The organism is Tropicimonas sediminicola (assembly GCF_900188335.1).
GTDB classification, from domain to species: domain Bacteria; phylum Pseudomonadota; class Alphaproteobacteria; order Rhodobacterales; family Rhodobacteraceae; genus Tropicimonas; species Tropicimonas sediminicola.
The window spans coordinates 160,667-175,679 of the sequence record NZ_FZOY01000003.1 but is presented as its reverse complement, the minus strand read 5'-3'; the positions used below and the strand labels follow the sequence as shown (position 1 = coordinate 175,679).

The window sequence follows — 15,013 nt, the reverse complement described above, 5'->3', positions numbered from 1 at the left end:
TATCGCCACGCCGGCCGCAGGAAGACACCGGAACCGGGCACCTAAAGGGCAGGTCATCCGACGCCAACCCGAAACCTGCGCAAAGCCAGGAGCCCGCCCCTTGCTCTTTGGCGAAAACGCGGGCAATGGCGATCCATGACCGACGCCGCCCAATCCATCCAGCCCGATTCCCGCGCCCGCCGCAACGTGTGGATCCTCGTCGCAGCCCAGGCCATCCTCGGCTCGCAACTGCCGATGATCTACACCATCGCCGGGCTGGCCGGGAGCATGCTGGCGCCCAATGTCTGCCTCGCAACCCTGCCGGTCTCGATGATCGTCATCGGCTCGATGACCACCGCGCCCTGGCTGTCCTCCGCGATGCAGATGCTTGGGCGGCGCGCCGGGTTCTTCATCGGCGTCTTCGGCGGCATCCTCGGGGCCGCGGTCTCGGCCCGCGGGCTCTGGGTGGGCAGCTTCCCGCTGTTCCTGCTGGGGTCCTACCTCACCGGGATCTACGTCTCCGCCCAGGGCTTCTACCGGTTCGCGGCCGCCGACACGGCCTCCGACGACTTCCGCCCCAAGGCGATTTCCTACGTCATGGCCGGCGGACTGGTCTCGGCGATGATCGGGCCGACGCTGGGGACGAGCCTGGCCGACGCCTATGTCGTGCCGTTTCTAGGGACCTATCTTGGCGCGATTGCCATCAACATCGTCGGCATGTCGCTGTTCTTCCTGCTCGACATTCCGAAACCTCCCCGCCCGGAAGCCGGCGCTCCCCGCGGTCGCAGCCGGCTCGAGCTGCTGCGCGACCCGACGGTGCTGGTGGCGATGATCTGCGGCATGACCACCTATGCGCTGATGAACCTGGTGATGACGTCGACGCCACTTGCCGTCGTCGGCTGCGGCTTCGAGACCGAGACAGCCGGATACGTCGTCACCGCGCATGTCCTCGCCATGTTCATTCCGTCGTTCTTCACCGGGCATCTCATCTCGCGCTTCGGCGTGCGGACCGTGATCTCGGCCGGCCTGGTGATCCTTGCCGGCGGCGGGGTGGTCGCCCTGAGCGGAGTCGAACTCGAGCAATTCTTCCTCGCGCTCATCCTGCTCGGGCTCGGCTGGAACTTCGGCTTCATCGGCGCGACCACGATGCTCTCGCAGGCCCATGCCCCGGAAGAGCGCGGACGGGTTCAGGGGATGAACGACACGCTGGTCTTCGGCTGCGTCGCCCTTGCGTCGCTGGTCTCGGGCGGGTTGATGAACTGCACGGGTGGCGATGCGCAGCAGGGCTGGATGTCGGTCAACCTGGCGATGGCACCGTTCCTCGCGCTGGCCGGCGGCGCGCTGATCTGGCTCGCCCTGCGGCCCGAAGACTGACAGCGGGGCAACGATTTTTCGTAGGAAAAATCGTGCCTCCGGCGGGGATAGTTCAGGACAAAAGAACCGGATCCGGGCGCTACCACGTGCCGCGGAGCGACCGGAGAAAGAGGCCGCCACGGCGGGCAAACTCGCTTTCGTGGAGCGCCCCGTCCGCAACCCGCGCGGGTTCCTTCGCCGCTCTTTCCAGCGTCGCTTTCGCCCGCCAGCCCGCCAGGAGCGCCGGATAAGCCTCGGCCGGGATCGTCGCCTTGCGAGCCCGCGCGAGGCGGTCGAGCCCGGCTTGCGCAAGGGCGGAGACGGCTGCGGGCCGTCCGTCCACGAGCGGACGGCGGCCGTGCGTCTCCAGTTCCGGAACGGCGCGGAGGTAGTTCGCGAGACCCGCAGCCCATCCCGCGTCTCGGATCGCGGGCTCACTGGCCTCCGGCGCGCCGAGTACATTCGCGGCAGCCCAGGTCAGCCCGGCAGCCGTCGCATCGATATAGGCGTGAAGCGCCGCATCGTCCTCGAAGGGATCGCGGTAGATGTCCCACTGTCGCGCAACGATCAGCCGGTCGAGCACCTCCGCCACTGCCCCGTTATGCCCGATGACACCGGCCAGCGGAGCAGCGATTTCGTGGGTGTCGGGCACGGTGCCGGCGGCAATCCGGGTCAGCAGGTCGCGCCACCATTGCAGGCGCATCTCGCAGATCATCGGCTCCGGCGAGACCCAGGGCAGACGGGCGACCTCCACGTTGAAGGCATAAAGCGGCAGCAGCAATTCGCGCGCCGCCACCGGTGCCGCCATCGTGGCCAGGAACCGGTCCGGGTCGCCCCGCGCGACGATCACGGCGCATGCGTCGAGGCTCATTCCGGCTCCACCACGCAGAGCAGGTAGGCGATGCGCTCCGGCGCGGTGCGCCATTGCGCGATCTCGGTCTCGCCTTCACGCAGGACCGCCTCGACCGCGTCGGAGACGCCCTCGGCGCGGAGCGCGGCGATGCGGCGCTCCATCGGGGCGTAATAGGCCTCCCACGGCGCGCCGATCACCAGCCGGGTATCGAGCGGCCGATAACCCGCGGCGGCGATCCGGGCGGCGATCCCGGCCTCGTCGGTGATGGCCGGGTACTCGGCCCAGAAATCCTGTACTGCACGCGGCTCCGCGCCGCCGAGCAACACGGGCTCCGAGAACGCCACCCGGCCGGCACGCGTCAGCATCGGCCGGAACGCCTCCAGCCCTTCGGTGACGCCGAGGAAATAGAGCGCCCCGGCGCACCAGATCAGGTCGTACGGCCCCGCAAGATCGGCCATCGAGCCCTGCCAGGCCTTCACCCGCGGCCCGAACCGGGCGCAGCGGGCGGACGTGGCCTCGGCGAAAGGACCGTGCAGATCGACCGCGTCGATCCAGGCCTCCGGCAGGTATTCGGCCAGCGCCTCGGTATCGGCGCCCGGCCCGCAGCCGGCATCGCAGATGCGGGCCTCGCCATGGGTGCCGGCAACGCCGATCGCCCAGAGCACGTCCTCCGGACAGCCCGGCCCTTCGCGTGGCAGCTCCCGGTGCAAGGTGAAAAAGGCTTCCTTGTCCAACCTGCGGCTCCTCAGGACGCGGGCGCGCCGTCCCGCAGCAGTTTCCACTGGATCGCCTCGAGCAGCGCCTCGAAGGAGGCATCGACGATGTTCGCCGAGACCCCGACCGTCGACCAGTGCCGCCCGGAGCTGTCCTCGCTGTCGATGATGACACGGGTCACGGCCTCTGTGCCACCGTTGGTGATCCGCACCTTGAAGTCCACCAGCTTCATGTCCTCGACAAAAGGCTGGAGCGGCCCGAGGTCCTTGGCGAGCGCCCGGGAAAGCGCGTTGACCGGGCCTCGGTCCGAGCCGGTCTCGTCGAGAGATTCCGAGACCGACAGCCGTTTCTCGCCGCCGATGAACAGCACCACGACGGCCTCCGACAGCGAGATCGTCTCGCCGAAGCGGTTCTTGCGGCGCTCCACCACCACCCGGTACCGGTCGATCGTGAAGAAGCGCGGAAGCTGGCCCAGTTCGCGCCGCGCCAGCAGCTCGAAACTGGCCTGAGCCGTGTCGTAGGAATAGCCGGCCGCCTCGCGCGCCTTGACCAGATCCAGGATCCGCCCGAGCGCCGGATCGCCCGGCTCCACCACCAGCCCCGCCTCTTCGAGGCGCCTGCGCAGGTTCGACTGTCCCGCCTGGTTCGACATCGGGATGATGCGCTCGTTGCCGACGAGCGACGGGTCGACATGTTCGTAGGTCGAGGGATCCTTGAGCATCGCCGAGGCATGCAGCCCGGCCTTGTGGGCGAAGGCCGAGGCCCCGACATAGGGCGCGCCACGGAACGGCACCCGGTTGAGGATGTCGTCCATCATCCGGCTGGCGCGGGTGAGGCTCGCAAGCCCCTCCGGCGTCACCGCGGTTTCGTAGCGGCTGGCATAGGGTTCCTTGAGCAGCAGCGTCGGGATCAGCGAGACGAGGTTGGCGTTGCCGCAGCGCTCGCCCAGCCCGTTCAGGGTGCCCTGGATCTGCCGCGCGCCCGCGTCGATCGCCGCCAGCGTGCCCGCCACAGCGTTGCCGGTGTCGTTGTGGGTGTGGATGCCCAGCCGGTCGCCGGGCACCCCGGCCGCGATCACCGCGCGGGTGATCTCGCCGATCTCGGCGGGCAAGGTGCCGCCGTTGGTGTCGCAGAGCACGACCCAGCGGGCGCCGGCCTCCAGCGCCGCCTGCAGGCAGGCCAGCGCGTAATCCGAGTTGGCCTTGTAGCCGTCGAAGAAATGCTCCGCGTCATAGATTGCCTCGCGTCCGAGCGAGACAAGGTGCGAGACGCTGTCGGCAATCGCCGCGAGGTTCTCCTCCAGGCTCACGCCGAGCGCGGTGGTGACGTGGAAATCGTGGCTCTTGCCGACAAGGCAGACCGCCGGCGTGCCCGCGTTGACGACCCCGGCCAGCACCTCGTCATTGGCCGCCGAGCGCCCGGCCCGCTTGGTCATGCCGAAGGCCAGGAAGGTCGCGTGCCCGAGTTGCGGCGGCGCATCGAAAAACTCGCTGTCGGTCGGGTTCGCCCCCGGCCAGCCCCCCTCGATATAGTCGATCCCGAGCCCGTCCAGCATCGCCGCGATCTCGTGCTTCTCCTCGAGGCTGAACTGCACGCCCTGCGTCTGCTGGCCATCGCGCAGCGTGGTGTCGAACAGGTAGAGCCGCTCCTTGCTCATGCTGTGCCCCTTCTTCTTGGTGTTCAAATACCCATTCCGACAGGGCCGCCCCTGCTCTTTTCAATCGACGGTTCACGATAACGCCTCGAGTTTGGTCATATCGAAATCGCTTTCGAGTTTGAACGTTACGTCACCATCTTTGCCGTAACTCAGGCTGACCCCAGCCGCGTTCATGCCGTCACGCAAAGCGTCAGCCCGAGCGTAGTCCTTATTTTTTCGTGCCTGCGCCAACTCGCCAACGAGCTTTTCAATCAGCGGCCGGCTTTGCAAACCGCGTTCAATCATCTCGAGAGCTTTTGCTGACCCACGGTCCAATTTCAGATCAAGCCCCAATAGCAGGAGCGACGATTTCAATTCCGAGTGGCGCCCGTCTTTCGAGAGTTTGTGAAGAACCGAAATCGCGCCAGGAGTGTTAAGATCATCCGCCAAATACTCAATGAGTTCTTCGGGAACCTCGGCGCTCTGCTTTACATTCTCAATGTCGGCAGCCCAACCGAACAAGGTGGACTCCGCCTTGCGCGCCTTTTCCGCCGTCCAGTCCATCGGCTTGCGGTAATGCGTCGAGAGATAGACAAAGCGGATCACCTCGCCGGGGATGCCCTGTTCCAGCACGTCGTGCACGGTGAAGAAATTGCCCAGGCTCTTGGACATCTTCTTGCCCTCGACCTGCAGCATCTCGTTGTGCATCCAGACCTTCGCGAAGTCGCTGCCCGGGTGGGCGCAGCGGCTCTGGGCGATCTCGTTCTCGTGGTGAGGGAACATCAGGTCGTTGCCGCCGCCGTGGATGTCGAAATTCTCGCCGAGCAGCGCATGGCTCATCGCCGAGCATTCGATGTGCCAGCCCGGACGGCCACGGCCCCAGGGGCTTTCCCATCCCGGCTGGTCCATGTCGGAGGGCTTCCAGAGCACGAAATCCATCGGGTTGCGCTTGTAGGGCGCGACCTCGACCCGGGCGCCGGCGATCATGTCGTCGACCGACCGGCCGGAAAGCGCGCCGTATTCGTCGTACTTGTCGACAGCGAACAGCACATGTCCCTCGGCCGCATAGGCAAAGCCCCTGGCGATCAGGTCCTCGATCATCGCCACCATCTCGCCGATATAGGCGGTGGCGCGGGGCTCCTCGTTCGGCACCAGCACGCCAAGCGCGCCCATGTCCTCGTGATACCAGCGGATGGTTTCCTCGGTGATCGCGTCGATCGGCCGCCCGCTCTCCTCGGCGCGGCGTATGATCTTGTCGTCGACGTCGGTGAAATTGCGCACGTAGGTCACGTGATCCGCTCCGTAGACGTGGCGAAGCAGCCGGTAGAGCACGTCGAAGACGATCACGGGCCGCGCATTGCCCATGTGCGCGCGATCATAGACCGTCGGCCCGCAGACATACATCCGCACGTTCTCGGGGTCGATCGGAACCAGCAGTTCCTTGCTGCGGGTTCGGGTGTTCCAGAGCCTGATCTCGGCCATGGCTATTCCTCTCGTTCCGGGCGGCGCCGGCGGGTCTAGCAACTTCGCTCTGGAAAGGGAATGAAGGAACCGGCCCGCCTGACGATGTCAGCGGATAATGCAGATGCAGATGTTGATGCTGCAACGGTTCATGGCGGCTTTCTTACCGCCAAGCCCCGCCCGCGCCAAGCCTTTTCGCGCCGGGCCTCAGCCGAGCCGCTCCAGCCGCTCGGCCACGAGATCCTGGACCTGCCACAGATGCGGATCGTGGATCCCCGCCTGGTCAAGATGGAGCACCGTGTTGAGGATGTACTCCGCCATCGATCCCAGGTGGCCGACCGCGGCGGCCAGGGTGTCGGCCAGTTCCTCCAGCGGCGGCTCCGGATCGTAGAGCGGGAAATCCGGGCTGGCGGTGAAGGCGATGGCCCGCACCGCCCCGTCCTCGCTTTCGGCCCGGACCCATTTCGGCGGCACCGGTGGCTCTGTCTTCAGGAGTGCGACGAGGCGGTCCTCCAACCCGTCCGGCGCCATGCGGATCACGAAGCCGCCACAGGCCCCGCCGCGGTCGAGGCTCAACATCCGCCCCGGCGTCTTGGGGCTGCCCCGCATCCGCGCGTCGTGGTAGCAGAAGGCGCGCCGCCAGCCGTGCACCATCGCGGCCCGGCGCTCGACCTCCTCGAAACGCGGGTTCCAGATTAGCGAGCCTGCGGCAAAGACCCAGAGCCCCTCGCCCGGAGGCACCGCGTCGATCAGACGGGTGGCGGTCTCGGGGTAATACTCGGGCGGAGGGTCGGGCACCCGGACGGGCCCGCGCTCGTCCACCCGCGACGGAAGTCGCTCCACCAGCTCTCGGCTCAGGCGCAGCCGTGCGGTCATGATATGTCCCGTTTGGATGAAACCATGGGCAGTGAACGATAGCGCCGCGCGGCCGAAAAGCCAGATCACCGGCGAACAGGCGTCGAACGCCCGGCTTGCGGCAACGTCCGGCGAGCGGCACACTCGCGGCATGGACCGCGACTCGATCAACGCCCTCTGCGCCGGCCTGCCGGGCGCGGACGTATCCGAGCCCTTCGGGCCGGGGCACGACATCTGGAAGGTCGGCGGCAAGATCTTTGCCGCGCTCGGTGCCGAGGGGCGCGGAGTGTCGGTCAAATGCGCCGACGTGCCCACCGCCGAGATGCTGCGCGAGACCGGGCGCTTCGAGAAGGCGCCGTATTTTCACCGCTCCTGGGTGCTGGTGCCGTTCGACGCGGTGGATGCGGAGGAAGCCGCGCACCGCGTTCGTACCTCCTACGGCATCATCCGCGCCAGCCTGCCGAAGAAGGTACAGGCCGGGCTCGATCCAGCCTGATCCGCCGCCCTAGCCGCGCGCCTTTCGGTTGAGCCAGCCGTGGGCGAATTCCAGCTTGTCCCGCACGGCGTCGGTCAGCACGAAAGGATAAAGGTCCGCGAGCCCCATCGCCCGGTTCACCTGGTTGAGGGCCATCCCGAGATCGACCGCCGAGACGATCAGGGCCTCGGCATCGGTCGTGGCATAGGCATCGGCCGGCACGGACGCGGCGGTCGGCCACGCGACCTGCACCGCGGCCGCGGTATCCACGATGTCGGTCAGGTGGATGAGATGGGCCACCGTCTCGGCCCAGTCCTCGTGCGGATGGGCGCTGGCATAGGGGGTGATGAAGATCTCCTGCCAGCCGGCGCGCGGGCCGTCGGCATAATGGCGCTCGAGCGCCTCGCCGTAATCGGCCCGTTCGTCTCCGAAGAGCGCGCGAAAGGCCTCGGGAAAGGCCGGGTCCTCGGCCAGCCGTTCGAACAGGAAATGCGCAAGTTCATGGCGCAGGTGCCCCAGCATCGTCCGGTAATCCTCGTCGAGCATCTCCCGGTTGCGGACCCGGATCGCGTCATCCGCCTCGGCGACGTTGAGGGTGATGACGCCGGCGGCATGGCCCATCGTCACGTGCTCGCGGCCCTTGCGGGTGCGCTCGGACTTGAAGTGGAAGGCCGGCAGCTGGCCCGTGTCTTCGGCGCCGAACCAGCCCCAGCGGGCCAGGTTGGCCAGCGCCCAACGCTTGGCCACTTCTCCCTCCGCCCAGAGCTCCTGGTTCGGCTCGATCGAGAGGTCGGGCACGACGTCGGTCATCTGGCAGGACCGGCAAAGCCCATCGGCTTCGGGGTCGCCCACCCAGTTGCACCCGATCCGGTCGACATTCGCGCAGGGCACGGCACCGGTCACGAAGGCGTCCTGCGTGTCGTCATAGCTGACCGCCGTGCCGCAGGCCCCGCAGACGGAGTTGCGGAAGTAGAGCCGGGCGTTGCAGGCCGGGCAAGTGTAGAGCTGCATCTCGTTCACTCCGTTTGACCGGCCCGCATCGGGCACGGCACCCCCATTCTGATGCCCGAGACCGCGGCGCGCGGCAACGGGATCGCAACAGAGAACGCTCAGACCGCCGGGGTGGTTCCGCCGAGGATCTGACGAAAGAGCGGCATATCCACGTTGCCGCCGGAGAGAACGACCCCGACCTTGCGGCCCGCCATCGACTCGCGCTCCTGCATCAGCGCCGCAAGTGCCGCCGCGCCCGCCCCCTCGGCCACATTGTGCGTGGCGCGGAACAGCAGCCGAATGGCTTCGGCGATCTCGTCCTCGCTGACGGTGACGATCCGGTCGGCGCCGGCTGAATAGATGTCGAGCGCCTCCTGCACGGGGACCCGCACGGCCATCCCGTCGGCAAAGGTGCGGGCGGTGTCGGTCTCGACCAGCGCCCCGGCCGCGACCGAAAGCTGCGCGCAGGCCGCACGCTCCGAGACCACGCCCACGACGCGGGTCGACAGCCCGAGCGCATCGCGTGCGAGGATCGTGCCGCAGATGCCGGAGCCACAGCCGATCGGCACGTAGACGGTGTCCAGGTCGGGCGCGGCGCGGAACATCTCCCAGCCGTAGGTCGCAACGCCGCGCACCAGTTCCCGGTGGAACGGCGGCACGATCGTCAGCCCCTCGGCCCCGGCCACGCGAAACGCCTCCTCCCGCGCCGCGTCGAAATCGGAGCCATGCACCACCAGTTCGCCGCCAAAGGCCCGCATCGCCGCGTTCTTTTCCTGCGAATTGCCTTCCGGCACGTAGATCAGCGCCCGCAGCCCGGCGGCTCGGGCGGCGCGGGCCTGGCTCTGGCCGTGATTGCCCCGCGTTGCGGTGCAGATGCCGGCGGCGTGCGGGTCCGTACGGCGCAGCCAATCGATGAAGGTCACCCCGCCGCGCACCTTGAAGGCACCGGTCGGCGCGTGGTTCTCGTGCTTCACCAACAGCTCCGCGCCCACGGCCTCGGAGAGCAATGGCCAGTGATGCAGCGGGGTCGGCGGCACCTGCGCATGGACCAGCGTGGCGGCGGCTTCCAGCTCGGCGGCGGAAAAGCGGATCATCGGGCGCTCCTGTGGTGATGCCTCGCCGGACCCAATCACGGCAGGTTTCCGGAGACAAGCGCGCCCGGTCGGCTCAGCGGCAGTAGGTGCCCATGCCACTTCCGTAGCAGGTGACGGGCCGGCCGTACTGGTCCCGGTAATCCCCCGATCCCACCGCTGTCTGCTCGATGATCAGACCGGGGTTGTGGTGGACCACCTGGCCATAGGCGTCGGAGCTCTGGCCCGGCCCGTAAACGTTGTTGGTTACGATGCGCGGGTTGGTATTGGGGATCCGCTGGGCGGAGTTCCAAGCGGGATTGGCCCCGGGCAGCGCGCGCGCCTGCGAGAGCCCCGTTCCCCCACCGGCGGCATTGCCCTGGCTGTTGCCCTCGAACTCGATGGCCAGGGACGGCTCCAGTGCCGGATCGACCGGCGTACAGCCCGCGAGCAGAACCGCTGCCAGCGCGGCGCGGACGGCGCTTCTGACCAATGATGTCGTCAAGAGATGCCACTCCGGCCTTGTCCGAGCGCCGATGCGCGCTCAAGGGCAAGGATAACGGAGTGAAGGCTCCAGACCAGCCCCTGCAGGGGCAGGGGCGGCCCGGAAGATTGGCGGGCGCCGATGGGGGATCTCGGCGCCCGTCCGACTCCGGTCAGAACCGGTAGTTCACGCCGATCGTCGCGGTGGTCGCGTCCACACGGCCAAAGTCCTGGTAGTCGTCGAAGCGGTGCGCAGCGATCTCGCCGGACAGGCTCACCGAGTCGGTCACCATGGTTTCCACGCCGATACCGCCGAAATAGCCCCAGGAGTCGTTCAGGTCTTCGCTGGCGGCATAGCTGGCACCGGTCACGCCATAGACCATCGTGCGGCCGAAATCGTAGCCGCCGCGCACGCGCAGGGTGGACAGCGAATCGAGGTCGCCCGCGTCGGTCTCGATCTTGCCGAAGTTCGCTTCCGCACCGAGACCCACGACCCAGTTGCCGAGATCCCAGTCGTAACCGGCGCGCACGCCGCCGATGACATCGTCACCCTCGAGGTTGTCGGTCAGTTCGCCATAGCCGAGCTGAAGACCGGCATAGCCACCCGTCCAGTCATTCGACGGGGTCGTCACGACCACCGGCGCGGGAGCCGGCGCCGGCTCGATGACGGGCTCTGCGAGGGAGCCGGCAAAGGCCGGAGCTGCCAGCGACAGGCCAACGGTCGCGCCCAGAGCGCGTTTCGCAAAGGTGTTCATGGTACTTTCCTTGTAGAGGTCTGCTGCTCAGGTGTTGGTTCTTCCCCCGGTTTTCCGGGGCCACAGCCCACCTAGGAGCGATGCCGCAGCTGCAAAAGGGGCTCACCCGTCGATTTCCCCGTGAGCAAACAATGCCTTGGCCATACGCCGCCCATGACCCCACGGAAACGGGCGGAGCCTTGCCAACGGCAGGGGCTCTCCCCTCAACACTCTGTGAGAGACCTTGTTTCGCGGACCGGACCGGCGGGCCTACCGCTCGGCGCGTTCCGGTGTATCGCGGTGATGGAACTGCTTGCCGATCTCGACGAGGCGGCCTGTCTCGGCGATGTAGTCGGAGATCGCCTTGTCGATGAAGGCCTTCTGGATCTCCTGGATGCCCGCGGGATCCTTGCAGTGCAGGATCGCGTGCTGGGTGCGCACATCCTCCCGGATGCGGTCGGCGATGAAATGGGACACTTCCGTTCCCATCTCGCTCAGGCAATAGACCCAGGCGTTGCCCAGCCAGTTCGCGTAATCGAGCCCGCTCTCGCAGGCTCCCGCCACCGGTTGCTCCATCGCGTCGCCGGAGCGCATCTGCTCCCGCGCCATGCCTTTTCTGCCGGTCATCCGGCCACCTCCCTCCAGGTCCTCGGACTCAGCCTAACACGGAACATCGGAGACAGGCCCACAAACCGGGGGCATCGGCGGATTTACACCAATCCGGAAAGCGGCGCCCGCAGGCGGGATGTGGCGGCCCTAACCGGCCGCCTTCTCCTCGAGCAGGAGCCATTCCTCCTCGGCCGCCGCCAGCGCCTGCTGCCGCTCCACGAGCGCCTCGCTCGCCTTGCGGAACTTCACCGGCTCGGCGGAGAAAAGCGCGGGATCGGCCAGGAACTGTTCCAGCTTGCCGATCTCGGCTTCCAGGCGCTCGATCTCGGACGGCAGGGCCTCCAGACGGTGCTTCTCCGTGAAGGTCAGACGCGGCGTCGACGCTTGCGTGGGCGCAGGATCGGGCAAGGGCTGCGCGGCAGGCTTGGCCGTGGCCGTGCGGACAGCGCCCTCGCCCGGGGTCTCGGCCGCCTCGCCCCGCTGGGCGCGGTAGTCGCTCCATCCGCCGGCATAGATCACCGCCCGCCCGTCGCCCTCCATGGCGATCGTGGTGGTGGCGATCCGGTCGAGGAAGTCCCGGTCGTGGCTGACCAGCAGCACCGTCCCGTCATAATCCGAGAGCAGCTCCTGCAGCAGGTCCAGCGTCTCGATGTCGAGGTCGTTGGTCGGTTCGTCGAGCACCAGCAGGTTCGCGGGCTGCGCGAGGATGCGGGCCAGCAAAAGCCGCGCCTTCTCGCCCCCCGAAAGCGAACTGACCGGCGCCCGCGCCTGCTGCTCGTTGAACAGGAAGTCCTTGAGATAGCTCACCACGTGCCGCGGGTTGCCGCGCACCATGACCTGGTCGCCGCCGCGGCCCTGCACCCGCAGCGCCTTGTCCCCGGTCAGGCTCTCCCAGAGCGTGGCGTTGGGATCGAGCTGAGCGCGGGTCTGGTCGAAGACCGCGATGTCGAGATTGGTGCCGAGCGTGAGCGTGCCCGAATCCGGCGTCTCCTGCCCGATCAGCATCTTGAGCAGCGTCGTCTTGCCGGCCCCGTTGGGCCCGACCAGCGCCACCCGCTCTCCGCGCTGGATGCGCAGCGAGAAGGGCTTGAGGATCACCTTGTCACCGAAGGCCTTGGTGATCTCCTTCGCCTCCACCACCAGCTTTCCCGAAGCGCGCCCCGTCTCGATGGCCAGATCGGCTGTGCCCTGCCGCCGGATCTGCGCCGACCGTTCGGCGCGAAGCGCCTGTAGCGCGCGCACGCGGCCCTGGTTGCGGGTCCGGCGGGCGGAGATGCCCTCGACGGCCCATTTCGCCTCGGCCTTGATCTTGCGGTCGAGCTTGTGGCGGGCCTCGTCCTCCTCGGCCCAGACCTTGTCGCGCCATTCCTCGAAACTGGTGAAGCCGTGTTCCTGCCGCCGCACGACGCCCCGGTCGAGCCAGAGCGTCGCCCGCGTCAGCCGGTTGAGGAAGGCCCGGTCGTGGGAAATCAGAACGAAGGCCGCGCGAGTCTCCGCCAGCTGGTCTTCCAGCCAGCGGATCGCGGCGATGTCGAGGTGGTTGGTCGGCTCGTCGAGCAGCATCAGCTCCGGCGCCTCGGCCAGCAGCTTGGCCAGCGCCGCGCGCCGCCGCTCGCCGCCCGAGGCCGTCTCGACCGGCCGGGAAAGATCGAGCTTCAGCCCCTCGCCGGCCATCTCGACGCGGTAGGTCTCGCCCTCGGCCAAGCCGCTGGTGGCGAAATCGCCGAGCGTCGCACAGCCCGCCATGGTCGGGTCCTGCTCCATGTAGCCCACGTGCACGCCGGGCGGCACGATCCGGCTGCCGGAATCGGGTTCCACCAGCCCCGCCATCACTTTCATGAGGGTCGACTTGCCGGAGCCGTTGCGCCCCACGAGCGCCACCCGGTCCCCCTGCTGGACCACCAGCCCGAGGTCGGAAAACACAGGATCCCCGCCGAAGGTCAGCGAGATGTCGGACAATTGGAGAAGGGGTGCGCGTGCCATGTGCGGCGGCGTAGTCGGCGCCGCATGCCCCGTCAAGCCACCGCGAGAGGGGACGCGCCTGCCGTCACCCGGCCGGCAGGTGTCCTGCCGGGAAGGCCGGCGTCAGGGTGCCGGTCGAGGGGCTGACAGCCGCCCTGCCCCGCTCCTCGATCCGGCTCGCCACGAAGCCGTAGAAGGTCGCATGCCGGTCCTGGGCCGCGAAGGCCGCGTTGAGCAGCTGTTTCGCCTCGAAAACCTGCGCCGCCCGTTCGGCCATCGCCGCGGGCACCCGTGTCTGCCCACTTCGGATACGCGCCGCGTGCACCGCATAGGCCTCCGCCACCCGCTCGCAAAAGCCGGGCGCCCGGGTAACGCTCTCGGCCGAGAGGTGCAGCTCGTAGGCGACCGGCCCCACCGGCGCCGAGCCGCCGGTCATCGCCAGCACCTCCACCGCATGCAGCACATCCTGCGAGGGCGCTGCGGCGAAGGGGCCGGCCATGTTGCGCGGCAGAACGGCGTGAAAGCTCGCCCCACAGGCACCGAGGGTCTCCAGATCGAGACGCGCGCCCCCCGGCAGGCGGAGGAGTCCCTCGCCCTCCTGCAGCACGCTGGTTTCGCTGAAACAGAGGCCCGTGGCGCGCGCCAAGGGCAGCAACGCCGCGAGATAACCCGCCTCCCAGGTGTCGTCCGCATCGAGGCAGGCCACGAATTCGCCCCGGGCCAGCGCCAGCGCCCGGTTGCGCGCAGGTCCCGGCCCGGTCGCTACAGGCCCCGGCGGAGCGAAGCGCAGCCCCGGACCGTCCGGCAGGATCGCGGCATAGTCGCTGCCGTCGTCCGAGGCGATGATGATCTCGACCGCGTCCGCCGGCAGCCCGCAGCGCGCGACCGATGCGATGGCCCGGCCGATCTGCGCCTGCGCCCGGTAGGCCGGCACGATAACCGAAACCGCGATTGCACCTGTCATGTCGGACCTCTCCCGCCGCTACGGTCCAAGGATGGCGCGGCGCCGGACAAAAGCAAGCCTGCCGGCTCAGCCCGCGACCGCCCGCAGCAGCCGCTTGCGCGCGGGCGGGATCGCCCCGATCTCCAGCCCGGTGAAGACATGGAGCGTTCCGAGGTCGCGGTCGACCACCGCATGGTCGCTGACCCAGCCGCCCATCAGCAGGTAGGTGCGCAGGAGCGGGGGCATTCCCAGCATCGCCTGCTTGAGGTCGGGCTTGCGGCGCAGCCGCTGGGCGAAGCGGAAGACGTTGGGCGCCTTGACCCGCGGCAGCCAGCGCTTGGGGCCGAGGTGACGCTCCTTCAGCAGGGCAAAGGCATCGCGATACTCGGCCGTCTCGACGCCCTGGAAGGAGGAGCAGCCGAACAGCAGCTCCACCCCGGTCTCGTCGACGAAGGAAGTCATCGCCCCCCAGGCGACCCGCAGGATATCGGCGTCGCGGCGTTCGGGATCGATGCAGAAGCGCCCCATCTCCACCATCGGCCCGTCGAAGTCGTGCAGCGCCGACAACTCGTAGAACTGCGCCGAATAGCTGCGCGCGATCTCCTGCCCGCCGGTCAGCGGCAACAGCCGGAAGGTGCAGACAAGCGCACCGTCGCGGCTGTCTTCGACCAGCACGTGACGGCAGATCTCGTCGAACCGGTCGCCATCCTCGGAGGCGCCATACCGGAAACACAGCGCCCGCAGCGCCAGCGACGCCGCCACATCGGCCTCTGTTTCGGCGACACGGGCGGCATACCGGCCCTTTCGCAACTTGAGCATGTGCGCGCTCCACCTTCGGGCCGCCGCAAGTGCGCGGCGCCGCGAAACGAATCTGGTTGGGCCGGGCGATACATGCA

Annotated in this window: 15 protein-coding genes; 2 read left to right on the top strand and 13 right to left on the bottom strand. The window is 68.1% G+C overall.

The features are described from left to right. The first annotated feature begins 135 nt into the window (after positions 1 to 135). A complete protein-coding gene (locus tag CHB86_RS09360; RefSeq protein ID WP_089232771.1) occupies positions 136 to 1,353 on the top strand; it encodes an MFS transporter in 1,218 nt (405 codons plus the stop codon). Positions 1,354 to 1,432: 79 nt separating this feature from the next. Here CHB86_RS09360 and CHB86_RS09355 read toward each other — a convergent pair whose 3' ends face one another. The 5 genes from CHB86_RS09355 to CHB86_RS09335 form a co-directional block, all read right to left on the bottom strand. Next, positions 1,433 to 2,203, bottom strand: coding sequence for a squalene/phytoene synthase family protein (locus CHB86_RS09355; RefSeq protein WP_089232770.1), 771 nt, complete (start codon positions 2,201 to 2,203; stop codon positions 1,433 to 1,435). Further along, entirely contained in the window at positions 2,200 to 2,919 is a 720-nt protein-coding gene (locus tag CHB86_RS09350; RefSeq protein ID WP_089232769.1) for a class I SAM-dependent methyltransferase, read from the bottom strand. The genes CHB86_RS09355 and CHB86_RS09350 overlap by 4 nt, the downstream gene beginning before the upstream one ends. A gap of 11 nt (positions 2,920 to 2,930) precedes the next feature. After that, complete coding sequence (gene cimA, locus CHB86_RS09345; protein ID WP_089233091.1) at positions 2,931 to 4,556, bottom strand: citramalate synthase; 1,626 nt, start codon at positions 4,554 to 4,556, stop codon at positions 2,931 to 2,933. A gap of 72 nt (positions 4,557 to 4,628) precedes the next feature. Next, positions 4,629 to 6,017 carry a cysteine--tRNA ligase gene (gene cysS / locus CHB86_RS09340; RefSeq protein WP_089232768.1) on the bottom strand — a complete coding sequence of 463 codons (1,389 nt, stop codon included), beginning with the start codon at positions 6,015 to 6,017 and terminating at the stop codon, positions 4,629 to 4,631. A gap of 186 nt (positions 6,018 to 6,203) precedes the next feature. Beyond that, positions 6,204 to 6,872 (bottom strand): gamma-glutamylcyclotransferase, encoded by a 669-nt coding sequence (locus tag CHB86_RS09335; RefSeq protein ID WP_176442824.1) that lies wholly within the window; start codon positions 6,870 to 6,872, stop codon positions 6,204 to 6,206. Positions 6,873 to 6,903: 31 nt separating this feature from the next. On the opposite strand from CHB86_RS09335, the gene CHB86_RS09330 reads away from it, so the two are divergent. Continuing rightward, positions 6,904 to 7,347 carry an MmcQ/YjbR family DNA-binding protein gene (locus tag CHB86_RS09330; protein WP_342747461.1) on the top strand — a complete coding sequence of 148 codons (444 nt, stop codon included), beginning with the start codon at positions 6,904 to 6,906 and terminating at the stop codon, positions 7,345 to 7,347. Between the two features lie 9 nt (positions 7,348 to 7,356). Here the strand turns inward: CHB86_RS09330 and CHB86_RS09325 are convergent, their stop codons facing one another. The 8 genes from CHB86_RS09325 to CHB86_RS09290 form a co-directional block, all read right to left on the bottom strand. Then, a complete protein-coding gene (locus CHB86_RS09325) occupies positions 7,357 to 8,337 on the bottom strand; it encodes a zinc-binding metallopeptidase family protein (protein WP_089232765.1) in 981 nt (326 codons plus the stop codon). 98 nt (positions 8,338 to 8,435) lie between these two features. Further along, on the bottom strand, positions 8,436 to 9,410 hold the full coding sequence (locus tag CHB86_RS09320; protein ID WP_089232764.1) for a threonine dehydratase: 975 nt from the start codon (positions 9,408 to 9,410) through the stop codon (positions 8,436 to 8,438). 73 nt (positions 9,411 to 9,483) lie between these two features. After that, a complete protein-coding gene (locus CHB86_RS09315; protein WP_176442823.1) occupies positions 9,484 to 9,891 on the bottom strand; it encodes a hypothetical protein in 408 nt (135 codons plus the stop codon). Between the two features lie 151 nt (positions 9,892 to 10,042). Then, positions 10,043 to 10,624, bottom strand: coding sequence for an outer membrane protein (locus tag CHB86_RS09310; protein ID WP_089232762.1), 582 nt, complete (start codon positions 10,622 to 10,624; stop codon positions 10,043 to 10,045). A 249-nt stretch (positions 10,625 to 10,873) separates the two neighbouring features. Continuing rightward, positions 10,874 to 11,230 (bottom strand): hypothetical protein, encoded by a 357-nt coding sequence (locus tag CHB86_RS09305; protein WP_089232761.1) that lies wholly within the window; start codon positions 11,228 to 11,230, stop codon positions 10,874 to 10,876. 129 nt (positions 11,231 to 11,359) lie between these two features. After that, a complete protein-coding gene (locus CHB86_RS09300; RefSeq protein WP_089232760.1) occupies positions 11,360 to 13,195 on the bottom strand; it encodes an ABC-F family ATP-binding cassette domain-containing protein in 1,836 nt (611 codons plus the stop codon). Positions 13,196 to 13,259: 64 nt separating this feature from the next. Next, entirely contained in the window at positions 13,260 to 14,138 is an 879-nt protein-coding gene (locus CHB86_RS09295; RefSeq protein ID WP_089232759.1) for a glycosyltransferase family 2 protein, read from the bottom strand. 66 nt (positions 14,139 to 14,204) lie between these two features. After that, positions 14,205 to 14,936, bottom strand: a complete 732-nt coding sequence (locus CHB86_RS09290) for a GNAT family N-acetyltransferase (protein WP_089232758.1) — start codon at positions 14,934 to 14,936, stop codon at positions 14,205 to 14,207. Positions 14,937 to 15,013: the final 77 nt, after the last annotated feature.

What these genes read in the sequence shown, in the direction of transcription:
- CHB86_RS09320 (WP_089232764.1), bottom strand. Translation starts at nt 9,410, where the DNA reads ATGATCCGCTTTTCCGCCGCCGAGCTGGAAGCCGCCGCCACGCTGGTC.
- CHB86_RS09310 (WP_089232762.1), bottom strand. Translation starts at nt 10,624, where the DNA reads ATGAACACCTTTGCGAAACGCGCTCTGGGCGCGACCGTTGGCCTGTCG.
- CHB86_RS09355 (WP_089232770.1), bottom strand. Translation starts at nt 2,203, where the DNA reads ATGAGCCTCGACGCATGCGCCGTGATCGTCGCGCGGGGCGACCCGGAC.
- cimA (WP_089233091.1), bottom strand. Translation starts at nt 4,556, where the DNA reads ATGAGCAAGGAGCGGCTCTACCTGTTCGACACCACGCTGCGCGATGGC.
- CHB86_RS09335 (WP_176442824.1), bottom strand. Translation starts at nt 6,872, where the DNA reads ATGACCGCACGGCTGCGCCTGAGCCGAGAGCTGGTGGAGCGACTTCCG.
- CHB86_RS09360 (WP_089232771.1), top strand. Translation starts at nt 136, where the DNA reads ATGACCGACGCCGCCCAATCCATCCAGCCCGATTCCCGCGCCCGCCGC.
- CHB86_RS09300 (WP_089232760.1), bottom strand. Translation starts at nt 13,195, where the DNA reads ATGGCACGCGCACCCCTTCTCCAATTGTCCGACATCTCGCTGACCTTC.
- CHB86_RS09290 (WP_089232758.1), bottom strand. Translation starts at nt 14,936, where the DNA reads ATGCTCAAGTTGCGAAAGGGCCGGTATGCCGCCCGTGTCGCCGAAACA.
- CHB86_RS09325 (WP_089232765.1), bottom strand. Translation starts at nt 8,337, where the DNA reads ATGCAGCTCTACACTTGCCCGGCCTGCAACGCCCGGCTCTACTTCCGC.
- CHB86_RS09295 (WP_089232759.1), bottom strand. Translation starts at nt 14,138, where the DNA reads ATGACAGGTGCAATCGCGGTTTCGGTTATCGTGCCGGCCTACCGGGCG.
- cysS (WP_089232768.1), bottom strand. Translation starts at nt 6,017, where the DNA reads ATGGCCGAGATCAGGCTCTGGAACACCCGAACCCGCAGCAAGGAACTG.
- CHB86_RS09305 (WP_089232761.1), bottom strand. Translation starts at nt 11,230, where the DNA reads ATGACCGGCAGAAAAGGCATGGCGCGGGAGCAGATGCGCTCCGGCGAC.